18 protein-coding genes and 1 riboswitch are annotated in these 15,056 nt (G+C 38.8%); of the genes, 13 read left to right on the plus strand and 5 right to left on the minus strand.

Annotated features, from left to right (window positions below; all coding sequences use genetic code 11):
* Window position 1: 1 nt before the first annotated feature.
* Complete coding sequence (locus MLE14_RS04985; RefSeq protein WP_243297229.1) at window positions 2–1,081, plus strand: SAM-dependent methyltransferase; 1,080 nt, start codon at window positions 2–4, stop codon at window positions 1,079–1,081.
* Between the two features lie 65 nt (window positions 1,082–1,146).
* Here the strand turns inward: MLE14_RS04985 and MLE14_RS04990 are convergent, their stop codons facing one another.
* Entirely contained in the window at window positions 1,147–1,389 is a 243-nt protein-coding gene (locus MLE14_RS04990; protein ID WP_097157346.1) for a DUF2626 domain-containing protein, read from the minus strand.
* Between the two features lie 265 nt (window positions 1,390–1,654).
* Here MLE14_RS04990 and comGA point away from each other — a divergent pair, with 265 nt between their 5' ends.
* From comGA to MLE14_RS05035, 9 genes are read left to right on the plus strand one after another with little or no spacing between them, the layout of a single operon-like run.
* Window positions 1,655–2,710: a competence type IV pilus ATPase ComGA gene (gene comGA / locus MLE14_RS04995; protein ID WP_243297230.1), complete on the plus strand. Its 1,056-nt coding sequence runs from the start codon at window positions 1,655–1,657 to the stop codon at window positions 2,708–2,710.
* Window positions 2,703–3,734, plus strand: coding sequence for a competence type IV pilus assembly protein ComGB (comGB, locus tag MLE14_RS05000; protein WP_243297231.1), 1,032 nt, complete (start codon window positions 2,703–2,705; stop codon window positions 3,732–3,734). Before comGA ends, comGB begins: the two co-directional genes overlap by 8 nt.
* Window positions 3,735–3,744: 10 nt before the next feature.
* Complete coding sequence (gene comGC, locus MLE14_RS05005) at window positions 3,745–4,050, plus strand: competence type IV pilus major pilin ComGC (RefSeq protein WP_313897731.1); 306 nt, start codon at window positions 3,745–3,747, stop codon at window positions 4,048–4,050.
* Window positions 4,037–4,486 carry a competence type IV pilus minor pilin ComGD gene (gene comGD / locus MLE14_RS05010; RefSeq protein WP_243297232.1) on the plus strand — a complete coding sequence of 150 codons (450 nt, stop codon included), beginning with the start codon at window positions 4,037–4,039 and terminating at the stop codon, window positions 4,484–4,486. Before comGC ends, comGD begins: the two co-directional genes overlap by 14 nt.
* Window positions 4,473–4,790, plus strand: a complete 318-nt coding sequence (locus MLE14_RS05015; RefSeq protein WP_243297233.1) for a type II secretion system protein — start codon at window positions 4,473–4,475, stop codon at window positions 4,788–4,790. The genes comGD and MLE14_RS05015 overlap by 14 nt, the downstream gene beginning before the upstream one ends.
* On the plus strand, window positions 4,714–5,217 hold the full coding sequence (gene comGF / locus MLE14_RS22405; RefSeq protein ID WP_279326772.1) for a competence type IV pilus minor pilin ComGF: 504 nt from the start codon (window positions 4,714–4,716) through the stop codon (window positions 5,215–5,217). The genes MLE14_RS05015 and comGF overlap by 77 nt, the downstream gene beginning before the upstream one ends.
* On the plus strand, window positions 5,210–5,563 hold the full coding sequence (locus MLE14_RS05025) for a competence type IV pilus minor pilin ComGG (RefSeq protein WP_243297235.1): 354 nt from the start codon (window positions 5,210–5,212) through the stop codon (window positions 5,561–5,563). The genes comGF and MLE14_RS05025 overlap by 8 nt, the downstream gene beginning before the upstream one ends.
* Window positions 5,529–6,077 (plus strand): shikimate kinase, encoded by a 549-nt coding sequence (locus tag MLE14_RS05030; RefSeq protein ID WP_243297237.1) that lies wholly within the window; start codon window positions 5,529–5,531, stop codon window positions 6,075–6,077. Before MLE14_RS05025 ends, MLE14_RS05030 begins: the two co-directional genes overlap by 35 nt.
* Before the next feature lie 35 nt (window positions 6,078–6,112).
* The gene (locus tag MLE14_RS05035; RefSeq protein ID WP_243297238.1) at window positions 6,113–6,292 is read left to right on the plus strand and encodes a YqzE family protein; all 180 of its coding nucleotides are present in this window, start codon (window positions 6,113–6,115) and stop codon (window positions 6,290–6,292) included.
* 43 nt (window positions 6,293–6,335) lie between these two features.
* Here MLE14_RS05035 and MLE14_RS05040 read toward each other — a convergent pair whose 3' ends face one another.
* Both MLE14_RS05040 and MLE14_RS05045 read right to left on the minus strand, forming a co-directional pair.
* On the minus strand, window positions 6,336–7,163 hold the full coding sequence (locus MLE14_RS05040; protein ID WP_243297239.1) for a YqhG family protein: 828 nt from the start codon (window positions 7,161–7,163) through the stop codon (window positions 6,336–6,338).
* A complete protein-coding gene (locus MLE14_RS05045; RefSeq protein ID WP_243297240.1) occupies window positions 7,144–8,832 on the minus strand; it encodes a DEAD/DEAH box helicase in 1,689 nt (562 codons plus the stop codon). Before MLE14_RS05045 ends, MLE14_RS05040 begins: the two co-directional genes overlap by 20 nt.
* A gap of 149 nt (window positions 8,833–8,981) precedes the next feature.
* A riboswitch (glycine riboswitch) is annotated at window positions 8,982–9,090 on the plus strand.
* Between the two features lie 305 nt (window positions 9,091–9,395).
* Between MLE14_RS05045 and gcvT the strand changes: the two genes are divergently transcribed.
* Genes gcvT through gcvPB form a run of 3 tightly spaced genes read left to right on the plus strand, consistent with a single transcriptional unit; the run spans window position 9,396 to window position 13,329 of the window.
* Complete coding sequence (gene gcvT / locus MLE14_RS05050) at window positions 9,396–10,511, plus strand: glycine cleavage system aminomethyltransferase GcvT (RefSeq protein WP_390628234.1); 1,116 nt, start codon at window positions 9,396–9,398, stop codon at window positions 10,509–10,511.
* 15 nt (window positions 10,512–10,526) lie between these two features.
* Window positions 10,527–11,876: an aminomethyl-transferring glycine dehydrogenase subunit GcvPA gene (gene gcvPA / locus MLE14_RS05055; RefSeq protein WP_243297242.1), complete on the plus strand. Its 1,350-nt coding sequence runs from the start codon at window positions 10,527–10,529 to the stop codon at window positions 11,874–11,876.
* Entirely contained in the window at window positions 11,869–13,329 is a 1,461-nt protein-coding gene (gcvPB, locus tag MLE14_RS05060; RefSeq protein ID WP_243297243.1) for an aminomethyl-transferring glycine dehydrogenase subunit GcvPB, read from the plus strand. Before gcvPA ends, gcvPB begins: the two co-directional genes overlap by 8 nt.
* Before the next feature lie 83 nt (window positions 13,330–13,412).
* Here the strand turns inward: gcvPB and MLE14_RS05065 are convergent, their stop codons facing one another.
* Together MLE14_RS05065 and MLE14_RS05070 are read right to left on the minus strand one after the other, a co-directional pair.
* The gene (locus MLE14_RS05065) at window positions 13,413–14,069 is read right to left on the minus strand and encodes a transglycosylase SLT domain-containing protein (protein WP_243297244.1); all 657 of its coding nucleotides are present in this window, start codon (window positions 14,067–14,069) and stop codon (window positions 13,413–13,415) included.
* Between the two features lie 168 nt (window positions 14,070–14,237).
* A complete protein-coding gene (locus MLE14_RS05070; RefSeq protein WP_243297245.1) occupies window positions 14,238–15,032 on the minus strand; it encodes an AAA family ATPase in 795 nt (264 codons plus the stop codon).
* Window positions 15,033–15,056: the final 24 nt, after the last annotated feature.

Here is a 15,056-nt window from a genome sequence, read left to right on the forward strand (position 1 = left end):
GTTGACTAATCATCTAAATATGAATACTCTTAGACAAATTATTATTAATCAAATTCGTGAACAGAAAACAAACCATATTCCGTTCGATCAATTTATTAACCTGGCACTTTACCATCCTGAATTAGGCTATTACAACAAAAACAAAAAAAAAATCGGCAAGAACGGAGATTTTTATACTGCTCCTTTTCTTACAGATTTGTTTGCGGAAGTTGTATTCGATTATTGTTCATCCGATTTAAAAAAACGAATCAGGCTAGATTTTTGCGAAATTGGTGCGGGAACAGGGAAATTTCTAAATGGATGGTTTACGTACGCTGAAAAGAAATATAAAGATCAATTAAATAAAATCTGTTATTATGCCATTGAATCGAGTCGGTATCATCAGGAATTATTAAAAGAATACCCTTTCCAGGTTAAGGTATTGGACGGGCTCCAATTACTTCATCCGATAGAAGGAGTCATTTTTGCCAATGAATGGCTGGATGCGCTGCCTGTCAAAGTGATAACTACATACAAAGGAGATTTATGTGAAGTAGTAGTAGGTGAAAGGGACGGAGTTTTTTACCAAACGCTTGAAACCATTACCGATGTAAAGGTACTGTCTTTTATCAAAAAATATCAGCTGGAACCAAAAGAAGGACATAAGATGGAAGTTCCGATCATATTGGATTCAATTTTTCCTATCCTCTCACAGAAACTTGAGTCGGGTAAACTCATCTTGATTGACTATATGTATCCACTAAATGAATGGAAATTGCCTGAATTAAAGGAAGGGAGTCTGCGGGGTTATAAAAATCATCAGCTTATGAAAAATGTGCTTGAAACTCCAGGTGATATGGATATCACGTATCACCTCCCGCTGGAGCTTATAACCTCAATTGCAATAGAAAATGGGTTTTCATTAATAGAGTCAGTGCGTCAGGATGAATTTTTCATTAATAACGGTATTTTGGAAAAGCTAAAGAGCCATTCTATTTCTGACCCCTTTCATCCGGTTGTAAAGAGGAATCGCGCAATTCAATCTTTAATCTCACCAAGCGGAATGAGTCCATATTTTCATGTATTAATTTTTGAAAAATAAAAAGAGCTTCTTTTCTGCTGGAAAAGGAGCTCTTTTTATACAGCTTATGGATATTATTATGTTTCTTAGTGTCCTGCTCCAGGTGTCATCATAAATGTGGTGTAATACGTAAATCCGGCAAAGAATACCGTCAGATAGGCACCAAAAATGTAAATGTACATTCTCTCTGAGAGCTTTAAATAACCTAAGAAAACGAAAAAGGCCGTTTGACCGAAGAAAAGTAAAGAGATTTCAACCATATCTCCTAAGAAAAACATAATTGCAAATATACCAGTCCAGAATCCAAGTACTCTGTACATACGATCCATATGTATCCCTCCTTCGTGCCCACTATGCTACTACAACATTATATATAAAAGTGAATATCAATGTAAATATTTCCTTAAGGAAAGTTTGTGTCAGTTTCATAACAATTATTCACGGCAGTACCGTTTTGTTGAGGAAACACTATTATGTTGGTTTTTCGCTGTAAAAAATCTTATCAAAAAATTTTAAATTTTTTTAGAGGAATTTTTCAGATGAATACCGAAAAAGTAAGAGCCGGAGAAAATAGTGAAAGGAAGATGATCAAATGTGATAATTGAACAGCAGGTCCATAATCTCATTAAAAAAGCAATCTCTCTCCAAGCAACCGACATTCATATCGTCCCAAAAGAAAAGACATCAAAGATTTTTTTTCGACTTCAGCATATTTTGCGTTTTATTCAGGATCTTTCACATGAAGACAGCAGCCGGCTGATTGCCCATTTCAAGTTTATGGCAGGATTAGACATCGGTGAAAAAAGAAAGCCGCAAAGCGGTGCTTATACAACCGTACTAGAAGACCTTCAAGTTTCTCTTCGTCTTTCTACACTTCCCACATCTTTTTCAGAAAGCTTAAGTATCCGGATTCTTCCTCAAGAAGCAGCGATTCCGATTGAGCAAATAGCTCTCTTCCCTTCAACTGCCAAAAAATTAATTTCCCTTTTAAAGCATGCTCATGGTCTTATTTTATTTACAGGACCCACCGGAAGCGGCAAATCGACCACTTTATATACTCTTCTCAAGCATTCCTCTCAGTGGCTAAAAAGGAATATCATATCCCTTGAGGATCCGATTGAAAAAACCTCGTCTGATTTTCTTCAGGTTCAAGTAAATGAAAAGGCAGGTGTTTCTTACGCAAGCGGATTAAAAGCAATTTTGCGTCATGATCCGGATGTTATTGTAGTAGGGGAAATAAGAGACGAAGAAACTGCAAAAGTAGCGGTCCGTGCTGCACTTACCGGACATTTAGTTTTGACTACTATGCATACGAGAAATGCAAAAGGAGCAGTAACTAGGCTATTAGAATTGGGGGTAAAGGACTATGAAGTTGAACAAGCGCTGATAGCCGTAACAGCGCAGCGTCTAATTCATGTAAAGTGTCCTTATTGCGGTCGTGATTGTTCAATCCATTGCCCATTCTATAACAGACAAAGGGCCTGTATTTTTGAATTGCTCGCGGGTAAAGAATTGCAAAAGATCGTAATAGAAGTAAAAAAACATTGTGATGTTCATTATAGAACGTTAAAAGAGGAGTTAAAAAAAGGAATGGCATTAGGTTTTATTGATGAAGAAGAATTTAATCGGTGGGTATTCTCTGTTGAATAAGAAGTGGGTGTTAGAGGAGCAAGCTCAGTTTTGTAAAAGGCTAGGAGAGTTACTGCAGTCGGGCTATCATATCCAAGAAGCCCTTCAATTTTTAAACATGACTGATTTCCTTTCAAAGAAATCGCAATGGGAAGAGGCCATTTCTCAATTAAAAAATGGAAAAAGTCTGATTTTCATACTAAGAAGCTGGGAATTTCAATCTGACCTCGTTATTTTTGTTATGATTGCTGAAAGGCATGGTGACATTGGTGAGGCTTTAATAAAGGGAAGCATTTTTATAAATCAAATAAATCAGCATAAAGATAAAATCAAGAAAATGGCGGTGTATCCTTTTGTGCTGATGATTATTTCAGGAGGTTTATTCTTCCTGACATGTATTTGGCTATTACCCCAGTTTGAATCAATATTTACTCAATCCTCTATTCAGTCTCCGTGGACATTAAAGCTTTTGCTCTTTTTAAGAAATGACTTTCCTTCACTTACTCTGAGTATACTGTTGATTTGTCTTCTCATGTTCATTCTTTCTCAGCTTGTAATCAAACGGATTTCAGCAACTAAGAAACATCGTTTTTGGTTAAGTATCCCCTTCGCCGGCCCGATTATAAGGCTGTATCATTCTTATTTCTTTTCATATCAGTGGAGTGTTTTGCTGCAAAAAGGCTTATCGTATCTTGAGTGTGTTGCTTTTATGCACGAATGGGAAGATAAACCTCTCTACAGGGAAATGTCAATAAGGATGAAACAAGCTCTTTCAAAAGGTGATTCTTTGTCTGTCGCAGTTCGCGACGAGCGGATTTTTTTAAATGAGTTACCTTATTTAATCGAACATGGACAAAAAAATGGAAGAATGGAAAGAGAATTTCTATCGTTTTCGATTATCTGTTCTGAAAATCTGGAGAAAAAAATCCTTACATTCAGCAAATTAATCCAGCCCATCTGTTTTTTATGCATTGGTTTCGTTGTTGTTTTACTATATGTTTCAGTCATGTTTCCAGTCATACAAATGCTTGAAGGAATCAAATAGGAGGGTTTAAATGAGGAATGAAAAAGGCTTTACTTTAATCGAAATGATGATCGTGCTTTTAATCATTTCTGTTCTGCTAATCATTACGGTTCCCAATGTTGCTAAACATCAGCAAACAATCGAAGGCAAAGGCTGTGAAGCTTTTATTCGTCTTGTACAAGGCCAAATTCAAGCGTATAAACTTGATACTGATGAGGAGCCTGCGAATTATGGCGTTTTAGTTGAGGAAGAATACTTGCCTCAGCCTGCCCCAGCCTGTGAAGAGGAAGTAAGCCGGATTTTTAATGAGAGCGGAGAAGCGGATGGCGGGACTTAAAAAGAAACGGGATGATCAGGGGTTTACCCTAACAGAGATATTAATCGTTTTATCCATATTCCTCATCTGCACTACCATTTTTATATTTTCTCTACACCCCCTAGATCGTCATTTCAAAGAATCCCAATTTATCAGTCAATTAGAAAAAGACCTGCATTTGGCAAAAGTTTATGCAATGTCTCATTTGCAGACCGTTCGAATTTTATTTGTACCCGAAGAAAGCCGGTATATCATATTAACCGGAATTAACAACTACCTGGTGCAAAGAAAATATGATGAAGAAATTAAGATCATTAATTCCACCTTAAGACAATTTTATTATTTGCCAAATGGCAATGTAAGTCAATTTGGCACATTTTATATTTTAATCGGAGAGAAAAGGTATAGATTTGTTATTTATGTTGGCAAAGGGAGAACCGAAATTGAAGCTTTGTGATGAAAGAGGCTTTACTTTACTTGAAGCGTTGTTGGCTTTCATGCTGATACTTCTTTGTATGTTTCTTATTACTTCATTGCTTTTCGTGTACAATCACAGATCCGAGATGAAAGAGGACATCGGGACACTTTATTCTTTAAAGCAGGCGATTATGGAAATGGAGTCTTTCGAAGAAAAGGAACACCACTTCAGCAATTTTTATGGGACATTTCAAGTAACAATCCGGAATGAGGAGGTTTGTATTAAAAAACAAAGTGAACAGAAAAAAGAGAATACAAAATGTCTTAAGCGTATACAAAAATAGCAGAGGATTTACTTTAATTGAATCGCTCATTGCGTTTTCAATCCTGTTCCTTATATCCAATTTCATTCTTGTTCTTCTTCATTCGATAGGGAGTATCGATCAAAGAAGCCAATCCTATGAGGAATATGAATTTTTTATGTTTTTTGAGGAAATTCAGCGTGAGCTATATCATGCGGAAGCAGTCCGTATTCAGGAAGGCACACTTTATATAATGACTCCCGAAAGAACCATTTCTTATTCCCAATATCATGATATCGTGCGTAGGAGGGTAAATGGGTTAGGCCATGAACTGGTGCTTCAAAATGTCTCTGATTTCGAGGTGCAGTTTGTGAATAACCGGTTGCGAAGCAGAGTTATTTTTTTAAATGGAGAATCCATTTCTAAGGATTGGTTTACGGTTCATGCTTTGGAGTTTAATTATGAATGAAAAAGGTGTGATTTATCCTTATACAGCTCTATTTGTAGTCTTTATTTTCAGTTTGTGTATATCTTTTTTAAGAATGTACGAAACAGAGGTAGCCCTTTATCAGGAAATGCAGCAAATTGAACTTCTGCAAAGCTTGTATGGGCTCACCATACAATATATTGAGAATAGTACCACTCCGGTCGAGGAGAAGACGTATCACTATAACGAAGGAACTGTCCATGTTAAGCAGCTGGAGCAAAAAGGTGAAAAATCACTGTTTCAATTTCATTGTACAACCAAAAAGGGTGCCACTTATACTTGGGAGTTATGGTATGATAGGACAAACCATATTTGGAATCGTTATTAAAAAGGGCAGAGGGATTATGAAAGCGGAACCGATTTATTTGACTGGCTTTATGGGATCTGGAAAAACAACATTATCGCACCTGTTAGGACAGCAACTAGGTCTACCTGTGCTAGATACAGACCAGTTGATTGAGCAGCAAGAACAGATGCAGATTAAAGACATTTTTGCAAGCAAGGGTGAGGAATACTTTCGCGAGTTAGAAACCAAGGTCCTGCAATCGATACGTGAACATGCGGTTGTTTCTACCGGCGGAGGAATTGTCACAAAAGAAGAAAATCGAGAATGGATGCTGAAAAATGGGATTGTCGTTTTTCTAGACTGTGAGATTGAGCAATTATGGTCTCGAATCAAAGAAGATTCGACTAGGCCATTGGCGAAAAGCAAAGAAGAAGTTACAAAACTGTATTTTGAACGTAAGCCATTCTATTTGCAATGTCATATTCAAATGAATACAACAGATTTATCCATACACCAGTCTCTGATGCTTCTGTTACATGAATTAAAATCCTTTTAAATGGAGAGAATGTTGGTAACAGGTGGTGTACCGATATGTCTATGAATGATTATGTTAAGTTTATAACGCAAACTGTTGTTCAGCACTATGAACAGCCAAAAGATGAAAGAAAGCAAAAAAAACAGCAAAAAAAGGAATACAAGCAGCCCTTTCTAATGAAATGGTTTGGCTTACTTCCATTTGCTTTCTTCTCGATCTTTAAGAAAAAAGGATGAACCGGGATATGCTCTGGTTCATCCTTTTTGTATATGTTAGAAGCTAAACGGCAGACTCTGCTTTTGTTTTTATTTGTTGGGAATAGCGATCGGTTAAGTAGTACAATCCTCCATTGATAATTTCAACCTCTACAATCGGCTCATATTGCTCTTGAATTGCTTGTTTTTCTTTGTAATACGTTTCAGGATAATCATCTAATCCTTCATAAAAATGATCCAACAGGGCCAAATCTTTTTCCCAGCGGTTTCTTGCTTCCTTCGCCCATGTATCGTCCTGTTCATTGATATATTGTTCAATAAACTGCTGGATTCTCATCAGTCCGCTTCGCGGTTTGATGAGAGGCGACAGAGTATAAGTAAGGTCAGGAATCTTAGTAGATAAGTTAATATTTTCAAGGGATGAGTGGAAATCCTCTACCATTCGTCCCGTTATTAAATGCAGGCCGATTGAATGAAACTCATCTCTTTTTAAATCGCATTGATAAGAAACTTTCATATTAAGACCAATCCAAGGGTGTAGAGGGATATGCTGCCCAATTACAGCCTTATCTATCTGAAATAAGCGGACATAACTGGAAAGTTTTTTGGTTACCTGAAATATTTGCTGAAGACGCGGTGAACCAAAGTGAATCTTTTCTCCCTTTAAATCTTCTGGTGCCAGACTTTGATCCGTTATGAAGCTAACTTTCATAGGATTAGGAACTCCGCCTGTTTTTTCGAGATAATGCCAATAGAAGGGACGATTCATTAGTTCTTTATCCATGTCAATCGTTAGCTGGATTGTAAGATGACCCGGGCCTTCTTCGACTAAATCACATTGATTTAATAAGAAGAAACGCTTTAAATATTCTTTAATTTCCAGTTGCTGCATGCTGTGTTTCACTCCTTTTCATTGATTCGGCAAATTCAACCATCGATTGAAGATTTTCCAATTTGATTTTCATTTCGCCTTCAGTCGCAGAATGACCAAATATATCCTCTAGGTGGTCCTCGATTTTTCCAAATTCCATTCTTGTCAGGATATCGTCTAGTTCACCGACAATCCGTTCAAACAATTGAATTTTCTCATACAATAATTTTAGAATATGTTCTTCTACAGTATCCTTCGTAGCAAAGTTATAGATTTTAACATCGTGTTCCTGACCAAGCCTGTGAATTCTTCCGATTCTTTGTTCAAGTCTCATGGGATTCCATGGCAAGTCAAAATTAATAATATGGTGGCAAAATTGAAGGTTGATACCCTCACCGCCTGCTTCCGTTGCAATGAGAACATCGGCATGATTTTTAAACAGTTCTTTCATCCAATCTTTTTTACCGCGCTTGAACCCGCCCCTAAATGGGACTGATTTGATTCCATGCTGTTTCAAGAACCACTGCAGATAAAGCTGAGTTGCACGGTATTCTGTAAAGATAATCACCTTATCATTGATTTCCTTAATTAATTTTAGTGCCTGTTCAGCCTTAGAGTTGGTTTGGATCGCCTGAATTTTTTCAATGAGCATCTGAACTCTAGTCTGCAAGCCTTCACTAGGTTCCTCTTGCTTCTTTAATAGATTTGTTAATGTATAATACACCGCTTCCCGGCTTGAGCATGCCTCCCTTTGCAGTGTTACAACCGAAAAGGCGCTGCCTGCTGTCAGGGTATCGTCTGTTCTAAGTTTAGTAACGGCTTCATACAAATCTCTTTCTTCTTTCGTTAAGGTTATTGGTACGGTTTCTACGTGGCGTTTTGTCCATTCGATTCCGGTATCAGTCCGCCTGTTTCGGATCATTACTTTATTGACCAATTCTTTTAAATGCTCATCTCCTTGAAGTGAGCGTGCATCCTGATTATATTTCTCCATAAAGTCTGCGAGACTGCCAAGATGACCAGGTTTTAATAAGGATACTAAATTAAAGATTTCTTCAATTTTATTTTGAATTGGAGTTGCGGTTAATAATAAACAAAACTTCTTTTTTAATTGCTGTACAAATTCATAGTTTTTGGTTTTATGATTTTTTAATTTATGCGCCTCATCAATGATAATCATGTCATATTGTAAATCTAATATAGTTTCTCTATGAGGAGAGCGTTTTGCTGTATCGATTGAGGAGATCATAACGTCCACTTGTTCCCAAGCATAGCTTTTTCGGTGGATAATGGCAGGAATATAGAATTTATTATTAAGCTCCTGGGCCCATTGCGATACGAGCGAGGCGGGAACTAATATCAGCACTTTTTTTACTAAACCGCGAATCATATACTCCTTTAAAATTAGGCCTGCTTCAATCGTTTTCCCCAAACCAACCTCATCTGCCAGGATTGCTTTACCGTTCATTTCCTCAACCACTTGTCTGGCTACTTCCAGCTGATGCGGAAGAGGAGTAAGATTGGGCAAAAACCTAGGTGCCTGAAGGCCTTCGAAGCTCGGGATTAATGTGTGATGTTCCGCTTCTAGAGCCAGCTTTAACATATCCCAGCTTCCCCATGGACCATCATCTTCTAATTTTTTTAAAAATTCCTCTTGCCAGTCTTGATTCCAAACGAGCTTCCAATCCATAAACACTGTTCCTCCTCAAAAATGATTGATTCCTATTGCTTTAGATGGTAGGATTGTAATAGCTTCTGAAAGTTCTTTGAATCTAATAATGTCTTTTTGAGTACAACATTCATTAGTATGTCCAAAAAGCCAATTTTTAATAGTAGCGAATGACAGCAAGGGGAGAGACTGCAGACAGTACTTGTACTAGAATGTGGCGCCGAAGGAGCAAGCGGGAAGAACCGTGAATCTCTCAGGCAAAAAGACTCTTGCTCGACGCAGCTCTGGAGAGAGTCTAAAACGAATGGCTGATTCCGGTTAGAATTTTCTGATTTTTGGAACAGCAATTTCCTTTAGACCACCAAAGGGGAAAGCCGCAGATAAGGAAAAACTTGCGGTAAACTTTCAGGTTCCAGGACAGAGCCCTCTCATTTACGGATGAGGTGGCTCTTTTTTTCTTGCAAAAAACCATGCAATGGTCAAGTTCAGACGTAACTTCCTTTGGAACTAATCTTTTTGCAGAATAGAAGAGCTAAATCGGATTCAGGAGCTTTATTCTTTTTATAATCAAAAGCAGGTTAAAGATGGGAGGAACTTGTGTGACAATAAAACGTACACCCCTTTTTGAGTCGTATGCTGGTGCCAAGACCATTGATTTCGGCGGCTGGGAACTTCCTGTTCAATTTTCCAGCATAAAGGAAGAGCATGAGGCAGTTCGCACGTCAGCTGGTTTGTTTGATGTATCTCACATGGGTGAAATTACAGTAAAAGGTCCTGATAGTCTATCATTCTTACAAAAGCTTCTGACGAATGATATCTCAAAACTTCAGCCAAATGGTGCACAGTATAATCTTATGTGCTATGAGAATGGCGGAACGGTTGATGATCTATTAGTTTACATGATTGCGGAAAATGACTATTTGCTGGTTGTCAATGCTTCTAATATTGACAAGGATTTCGACTGGATCAACTCCCAGAAAGAGGGAAATGTTGAAATCGAAAACATCTCAAACCAAATAGCTCAGCTGGCCCTGCAAGGTCCTAAAAGTCAGGATATTCTTCAAACATTAGCAGAAGATATTGATTTAGCCGAGATTACATTTTTTAAGTTTAAAAAGGATGTAAAGATTGCTGGCGCATCAACACTTGTATCCCGTACAGGCTATACAGGTGAAGACGGATTTGAAATATACTGTAATGCAGGTGATGCACCGCATCTTTGGAATCAAATCCTTGAGGCAGGAAAGCCGTTTGGATTACTTCCATGCGGACTAGGCGCAAGAGATACCCTTCGCTTTGAAGCGAACCTCCCACTCTATGGCCAAGAATTAACAAAAGATATTACACCAATCGAGGCAGGGCTTGGATTTGCCGTTAAAGTGCAAAAGGAAGAGAACTTTAATGGGAAAGAAATATTGAAAAAACAAAAAGAAGAAGGGCCTGCCCGTAAACTAGTCGGAATTGAAATGATAGAGCGGGGAATACCGCGTCATGGCTATCCTGTCTGGAATGGTAATGATGAGCTGATTGGAGAAGTAACAACTGGCACTCAGCTGCCAACCTCAAAGAGAAATGTCGGGGTTGCTCTCGTTACGTCTGAAAATTCTCAAGTAGATACAGAACTGTTCGTTGAAATTCGCGGTAAAAAAGTAAAAGCAAAAGTTGTCCCATTACCATTTTATAAAAGACCTAAGAATTAAAGGGGTGCGCATACAATGAAACATCGCTATTTACCAATGACCGAACAAGACCAAAAGGACATGTTAGAGGCAATTGGTGTTAATTCAGTTGAAGAATTATTCGAAGACATTCCTGAAAAGGTACGTTTTAACCGTGAATACAATATCAAAAAAGCAACAAAAGAGCCTTTGTTAACAAAAGAACTCTCTCAATTAGCCAGTAAAAATGCAAATCTTAAGGAATACGCATCTTTTTTAGGTGCAGGTGTATATGACCACTATATTCCTTCAATCGTGGATCACGTGATTTCACGTTCTGAATTTTATACAGCGTACACTCCGTATCAGCCCGAGATTTCTCAAGGGGAACTGCAAGCTATCTTTGAATTTCAAACCATGATTTGTGAATTAACTGGTATGGACGTGGCTAACTCTTCTATGTATGATGGCGGAACAGCATTGGCGGAAGCGGCCATGTTAAGTGCCGGACATACGCGCAGAAAGAAAATTCTTGTTTCCAGAGCTGTCCATCCTGAATCCAAAGATGTTCTCCGCACATATGCAAAGGGGCAATATCTCAACGTGGAAGAGATTCCTGTTAAGGATGGAATAACGGATGCCGAAGCTCTTAAGGAAATGGTTACTGATGAAGTAGCAGCCGTTATCGTACAGTATCCAAACTTCTTCGGAAGAATCGAATCACTTCAAGAACTGTCCGATGTAACCCATGAGCATAAGGCACTTTTCGTAGTCTCGAGTAATCCTTTAGCGCTTGGTGCTTTAACACCTCCAGGTCAGTTTGGAGCCGATATTGTAGTAGGTGATACACAAGTCTTTGGGATTCCTAGTAACTTTGGCGGTCCGCACTGCGGCTATTTTGCCGTTACCAATAAATTAATGAGAAAAGTACCCGGCCGATTAGTAGGTCAAACCGTTGATGAAGACGGTAAAAGAGGGTATGTTCTAACGCTTCAGGCTCGTGAGCAGCACATTCGCCGTGACAAAGCGACTTCAAATATTTGTTCAAACCAGGCACTTAATGCGCTTGCTTCTTCAGTGGCAATGACAGCCCTTGGGAAAAAAGGCGTTAAAGAAATGGCATGGGCTAATATTCAAAAAGCTCACTATGCCAAGCAGCAGCTTAAGGCAAATGGCGTTAAAGTTGTTTGGGAGGGACCAAGCTTTAATGAATTTGTTGTAGAATTACCGATTCCGGTAAAAGAAGCAAACAAAAAGCTTCTTGAAAAAGGGATCATCGGCGGCTATGACTTAGGCAGAGATTATAGTGATACAGACCGCTACATGCTGGTTGCTGTAACAGAAAATCGAACAAAAGAGGAAATAGATGCATTTGCTAAAGAACTGGGGGTAATTCATCATGGCTAACCAAGAGTTGAAATTGATTTTTGAACGATCAAAGCCTGGCAGAATCGGATATAGCTTACCTGAATTAGATGTACCCGCAGTGAAGGAAGAAGAACTGATCCCTGAAAGCTATATTCGCAAAGATGAGCCTAATCTTCCGGAAGTAGCTGAACTTGATATAATGAGACATTATACAGCTCTGTCAAAACGGAATCATGGTGTAGATTCCGGATTCTATCCGCTTGGATCTTGTACGATGAAATATAATCCGAAAGTCAATGAAGATGTCGCACGATATGCCGGTTTTGCACACATTCACCCGCTTCAGGACGAAGAAACCGTTCAAGGTGCAATGGAGCTTATGTACGACCTTCAAGAGCATTTGAAAGAAATAACGGGCATGGACGAAGTGACACTTCAGCCTGCTGCAGGTGCACACGGTGAGTGGACTGGTTTAATGATGATCCGTGCATTCCATGAGGCAAATGGCGATACGAAACGTACGAAGGTTATTGTTCCAGACTCGGCTCATGGAACCAATCCAGCCTCCGCTACGGTTGCCGGCTTCGAAACGATTACGGTTAAATCAAATGACGAAGGTCTTGTCGATTTAGATGATCTAAGAAGTGTTGTAGGGGAAGATACAGCCGCTCTTATGCTGACAAATCCAAATACACTTGGACTTTTTGAGAAAAATATCTTAGAAATGGCTGAAATTGTTCATAGTGCTGGCGGTAAGCTTTACTATGACGGTGCGAACCTAAATGCTGTATTATCAAAAGCACGTCCCGGAGATATGGGATTTGACGTTGTTCACTTAAATTTACACAAAACCTTTACAGGACCGCACGGAGGCGGGGGACCAGGTTCGGGACCTGTTGGAGTAAAAGCGGATCTTATTCCATTTTTGCCAAAGCCAGTGCTTGTGAAAAAAGATAATCAGTTTGTATTTGAATATGACCGTCCACAATCTATCGGCCGTGTAAAACCGTTCTACGGCAACTTTGGCATTAACGTCCGTGCCTATACGTACATTCGCACAATGGGACCAGACGGACTAAAGGCCGTTACGGAAAATGCAGTCATTAACGCGAACTATATGATGAGAAAACTAGCTCCATATTTTGACCTGCCATATGACAAACATTGTAAGCATGAGTTTGTCCTCAGCGGAAAACGCCAAAAGAAATTGGGTGTCCGTACTCTTGATATTGCAAAAAGACTGTTAGATTTCGGGTATCATCCGCCTACAATCTACTTCCCGCTTAATGTGGAAGAGTGTATGATGTTTGAACCAACTGAAACAGAGTCTAAAGAAACATTAGATGCATTCATTGATGCAATGATCCAAATTGCAAAAGAGGCAGAAGAAACACCTGAGATAGTTCAAGAAGCACCTCATACAACAGTAATTAAACGACTTGACGAAACATTAGCAGCAAGAAAGCCAGTGTTGCGCTACACAGCTGAGTAATTTAAAAAGCACACCTTGTTCCTTTTGGAGAAGGTGTGCTTTTTTTCATTTTTAAAGATTTTCTATTACTAGTATGATGGTCCCTATGGTCCCAAACACACTTGATTATAAGCTGGGAGAACATCAAACGGAGCAGGTGATAATTTGTTAAAGTAAAACGAACTGGGTTTCCCTGAAGCTGGATTAATCCACCATGGATCAAAGGCGCTGCAAAGCTTATAAACGGCTTCCCCATAACAGGAAGGTGATGTTGGAATCGGCCAGTATCCGCAACCTTTGCCGTGTGGTTCAAAAGAACCGGTATATCCGCAAATCGCTCCATTCCATCCTGTCGATGTAAGTTTAATTGCTTTTGTTATATGATTTAATTCTTTTAAATACTCACCAAGAATTTGAAAGGAAAGTTTAACAGCACTATTAGCACTCCATATATTTGGCCCTTTTCCAATTAAATCTGTTACTTTATACAAAGTACCATGATAGCAGTTAAACGCTTCTACATGGTCTTGCTGAATTTGAACGATTCCATAAGAAGTTTGCTGGGGGTTAACAGCACTAAAGTCACCATTGCTTTCAACAGATGCAATCGCTAAAAAGACAACAGGATTGATTCCATAGTATTCCCCAGCTTCATTGGCTTGATTGAGCCACCTTTGTATTCTTTCGCTTGTTACGTTATACACAACCCGGTATCCATATTGTTCACAATCACAAGGCCCGCAGGATTGTAAACCTACCATATTTACAGCTCCTAACCAATTTTTTATATCATCATGTCTAAACCCATCTACTATAAAGTATTTCTCCACATATAAAGTGATAAGTTCATCAACCTATGATTTTTTAAAATTGATTAGACTGACTAGTATTTTTTTATCTGGCAAGAGACAAGAAAGCTTCAAACAGCCTTATAAATGTCTGAGAAACCTTTCCGGTGATTCTAAAAATTGTTTGGTAAGCTGGACATGCTCTATTTCCTCATATTCTCTCTCTATGATTTGATCGCCCTCTAAAGAGTAAATGATTGCATTGGGAATCGCCATCAGAATGGGTGAATGAGTCGAAATAATAAACTGACTGCCTTCCCCTGCACTATCTATAATCATTTTTATCAATGCAATTTGTTTTATTGGAGACAAGGGGGCCTCAGGTTCGTCAAGTATATAAAGAGCTCTCGGGTGGATCTGGGAGTGAAAAAAATCTAAGAATTTTTCTCCGTGGGATCGGACATCTAACCCCTCTCCATACCTAGTTCGAAGATCATAAAGAGTCCGGGCATGGGGTAGAGATGCCAGACTTTTTGCATGGGCAGAGCGGTCCTTATAGTCTATTTCAATTTGTTTTAATTCATTTTCTGCTTCTTCAATCATTGAACGAACACGGCGTGAAAAGGAGATAAAGTCTTCAGCACGCAAAAAGAATCCTCGGTTTGTTTTTGTTTTATACGACGGACGAAAGGCTTTGGCCAATTCTTGACCTGATCTCATGTCTTGATGGTCTGCTATATCTTGAGATCCTATCAGGTTTCGATTCGTCACACAGGCCAGTCCCTGCAATAAAGTAGACTTTCCTGTCCCATTTTCACCTACAAAAAGAGTAACTGGTTTTGAAAAGGTAAGGGTTTGCAAATTTGAAAAGATAGGAAGGGTGAAGGGATAACGTGCCGTATTGGTTGGATTATAGCGGATTGATGTTAAAAACAATCGAAAAGCCCTCCTTTCTATATA

Source organism: Bacillus litorisediminis (assembly GCF_022808645.1).
In the GTDB taxonomy this organism is placed as follows: Bacteria; Bacillota; Bacilli; order Bacillales; family JC228; genus Bacillus_BF; species Bacillus_BF litorisediminis.

Bases quoted from the DNA above. Each gene is read 5' to 3' on its own strand.
- MLE14_RS05035 (WP_243297238.1), top strand. From the start codon at position 6,113: ATGTCTATGAATGATTATGTTAAGTTTATAACGCAAACTGTTGTTCAG.
- MLE14_RS05025 (WP_243297235.1), top strand. From the start codon at position 5,210: ATGAATGAAAAAGGTGTGATTTATCCTTATACAGCTCTATTTGTAGTC.
- comGF (WP_279326772.1), top strand. From the start codon at position 4,714: ATGAGGAGGTTTGTATTAAAAAACAAAGTGAACAGAAAAAAGAGAATA.
- MLE14_RS04990 (WP_097157346.1), bottom strand. From the start codon at position 1,389: ATGGATCGTATGTACAGAGTACTTGGATTCTGGACTGGTATATTTGCA.
- gcvPB (WP_243297243.1), top strand. From the start codon at position 11,869: ATGGCTAACCAAGAGTTGAAATTGATTTTTGAACGATCAAAGCCTGGC.
- comGD (WP_243297232.1), top strand. From the start codon at position 4,037: ATGGCGGGACTTAAAAAGAAACGGGATGATCAGGGGTTTACCCTAACA.
- comGC (WP_313897731.1), top strand. From the start codon at position 3,745: ATGAGGAATGAAAAAGGCTTTACTTTAATCGAAATGATGATCGTGCTT.
- MLE14_RS05045 (WP_243297240.1), bottom strand. From the start codon at position 8,832: ATGGATTGGAAGCTCGTTTGGAATCAAGACTGGCAAGAGGAATTTTTA.
- gcvPA (WP_243297242.1), top strand. From the start codon at position 10,527: ATGAAACATCGCTATTTACCAATGACCGAACAAGACCAAAAGGACATG.
- MLE14_RS05040 (WP_243297239.1), bottom strand. From the start codon at position 7,163: ATGCAGCAACTGGAAATTAAAGAATATTTAAAGCGTTTCTTCTTATTA.
- gcvT (WP_390628234.1), top strand. From the start codon at position 9,396: ATGGGAGGAACTTGTGTGACAATAAAACGTACACCCCTTTTTGAGTCG.
- MLE14_RS05030 (WP_243297237.1), top strand. From the start codon at position 5,529: ATGATAGGACAAACCATATTTGGAATCGTTATTAAAAAGGGCAGAGGG.
- MLE14_RS05065 (WP_243297244.1), bottom strand. From the start codon at position 14,069: ATGGTAGGTTTACAATCCTGCGGGCCTTGTGATTGTGAACAATATGGA.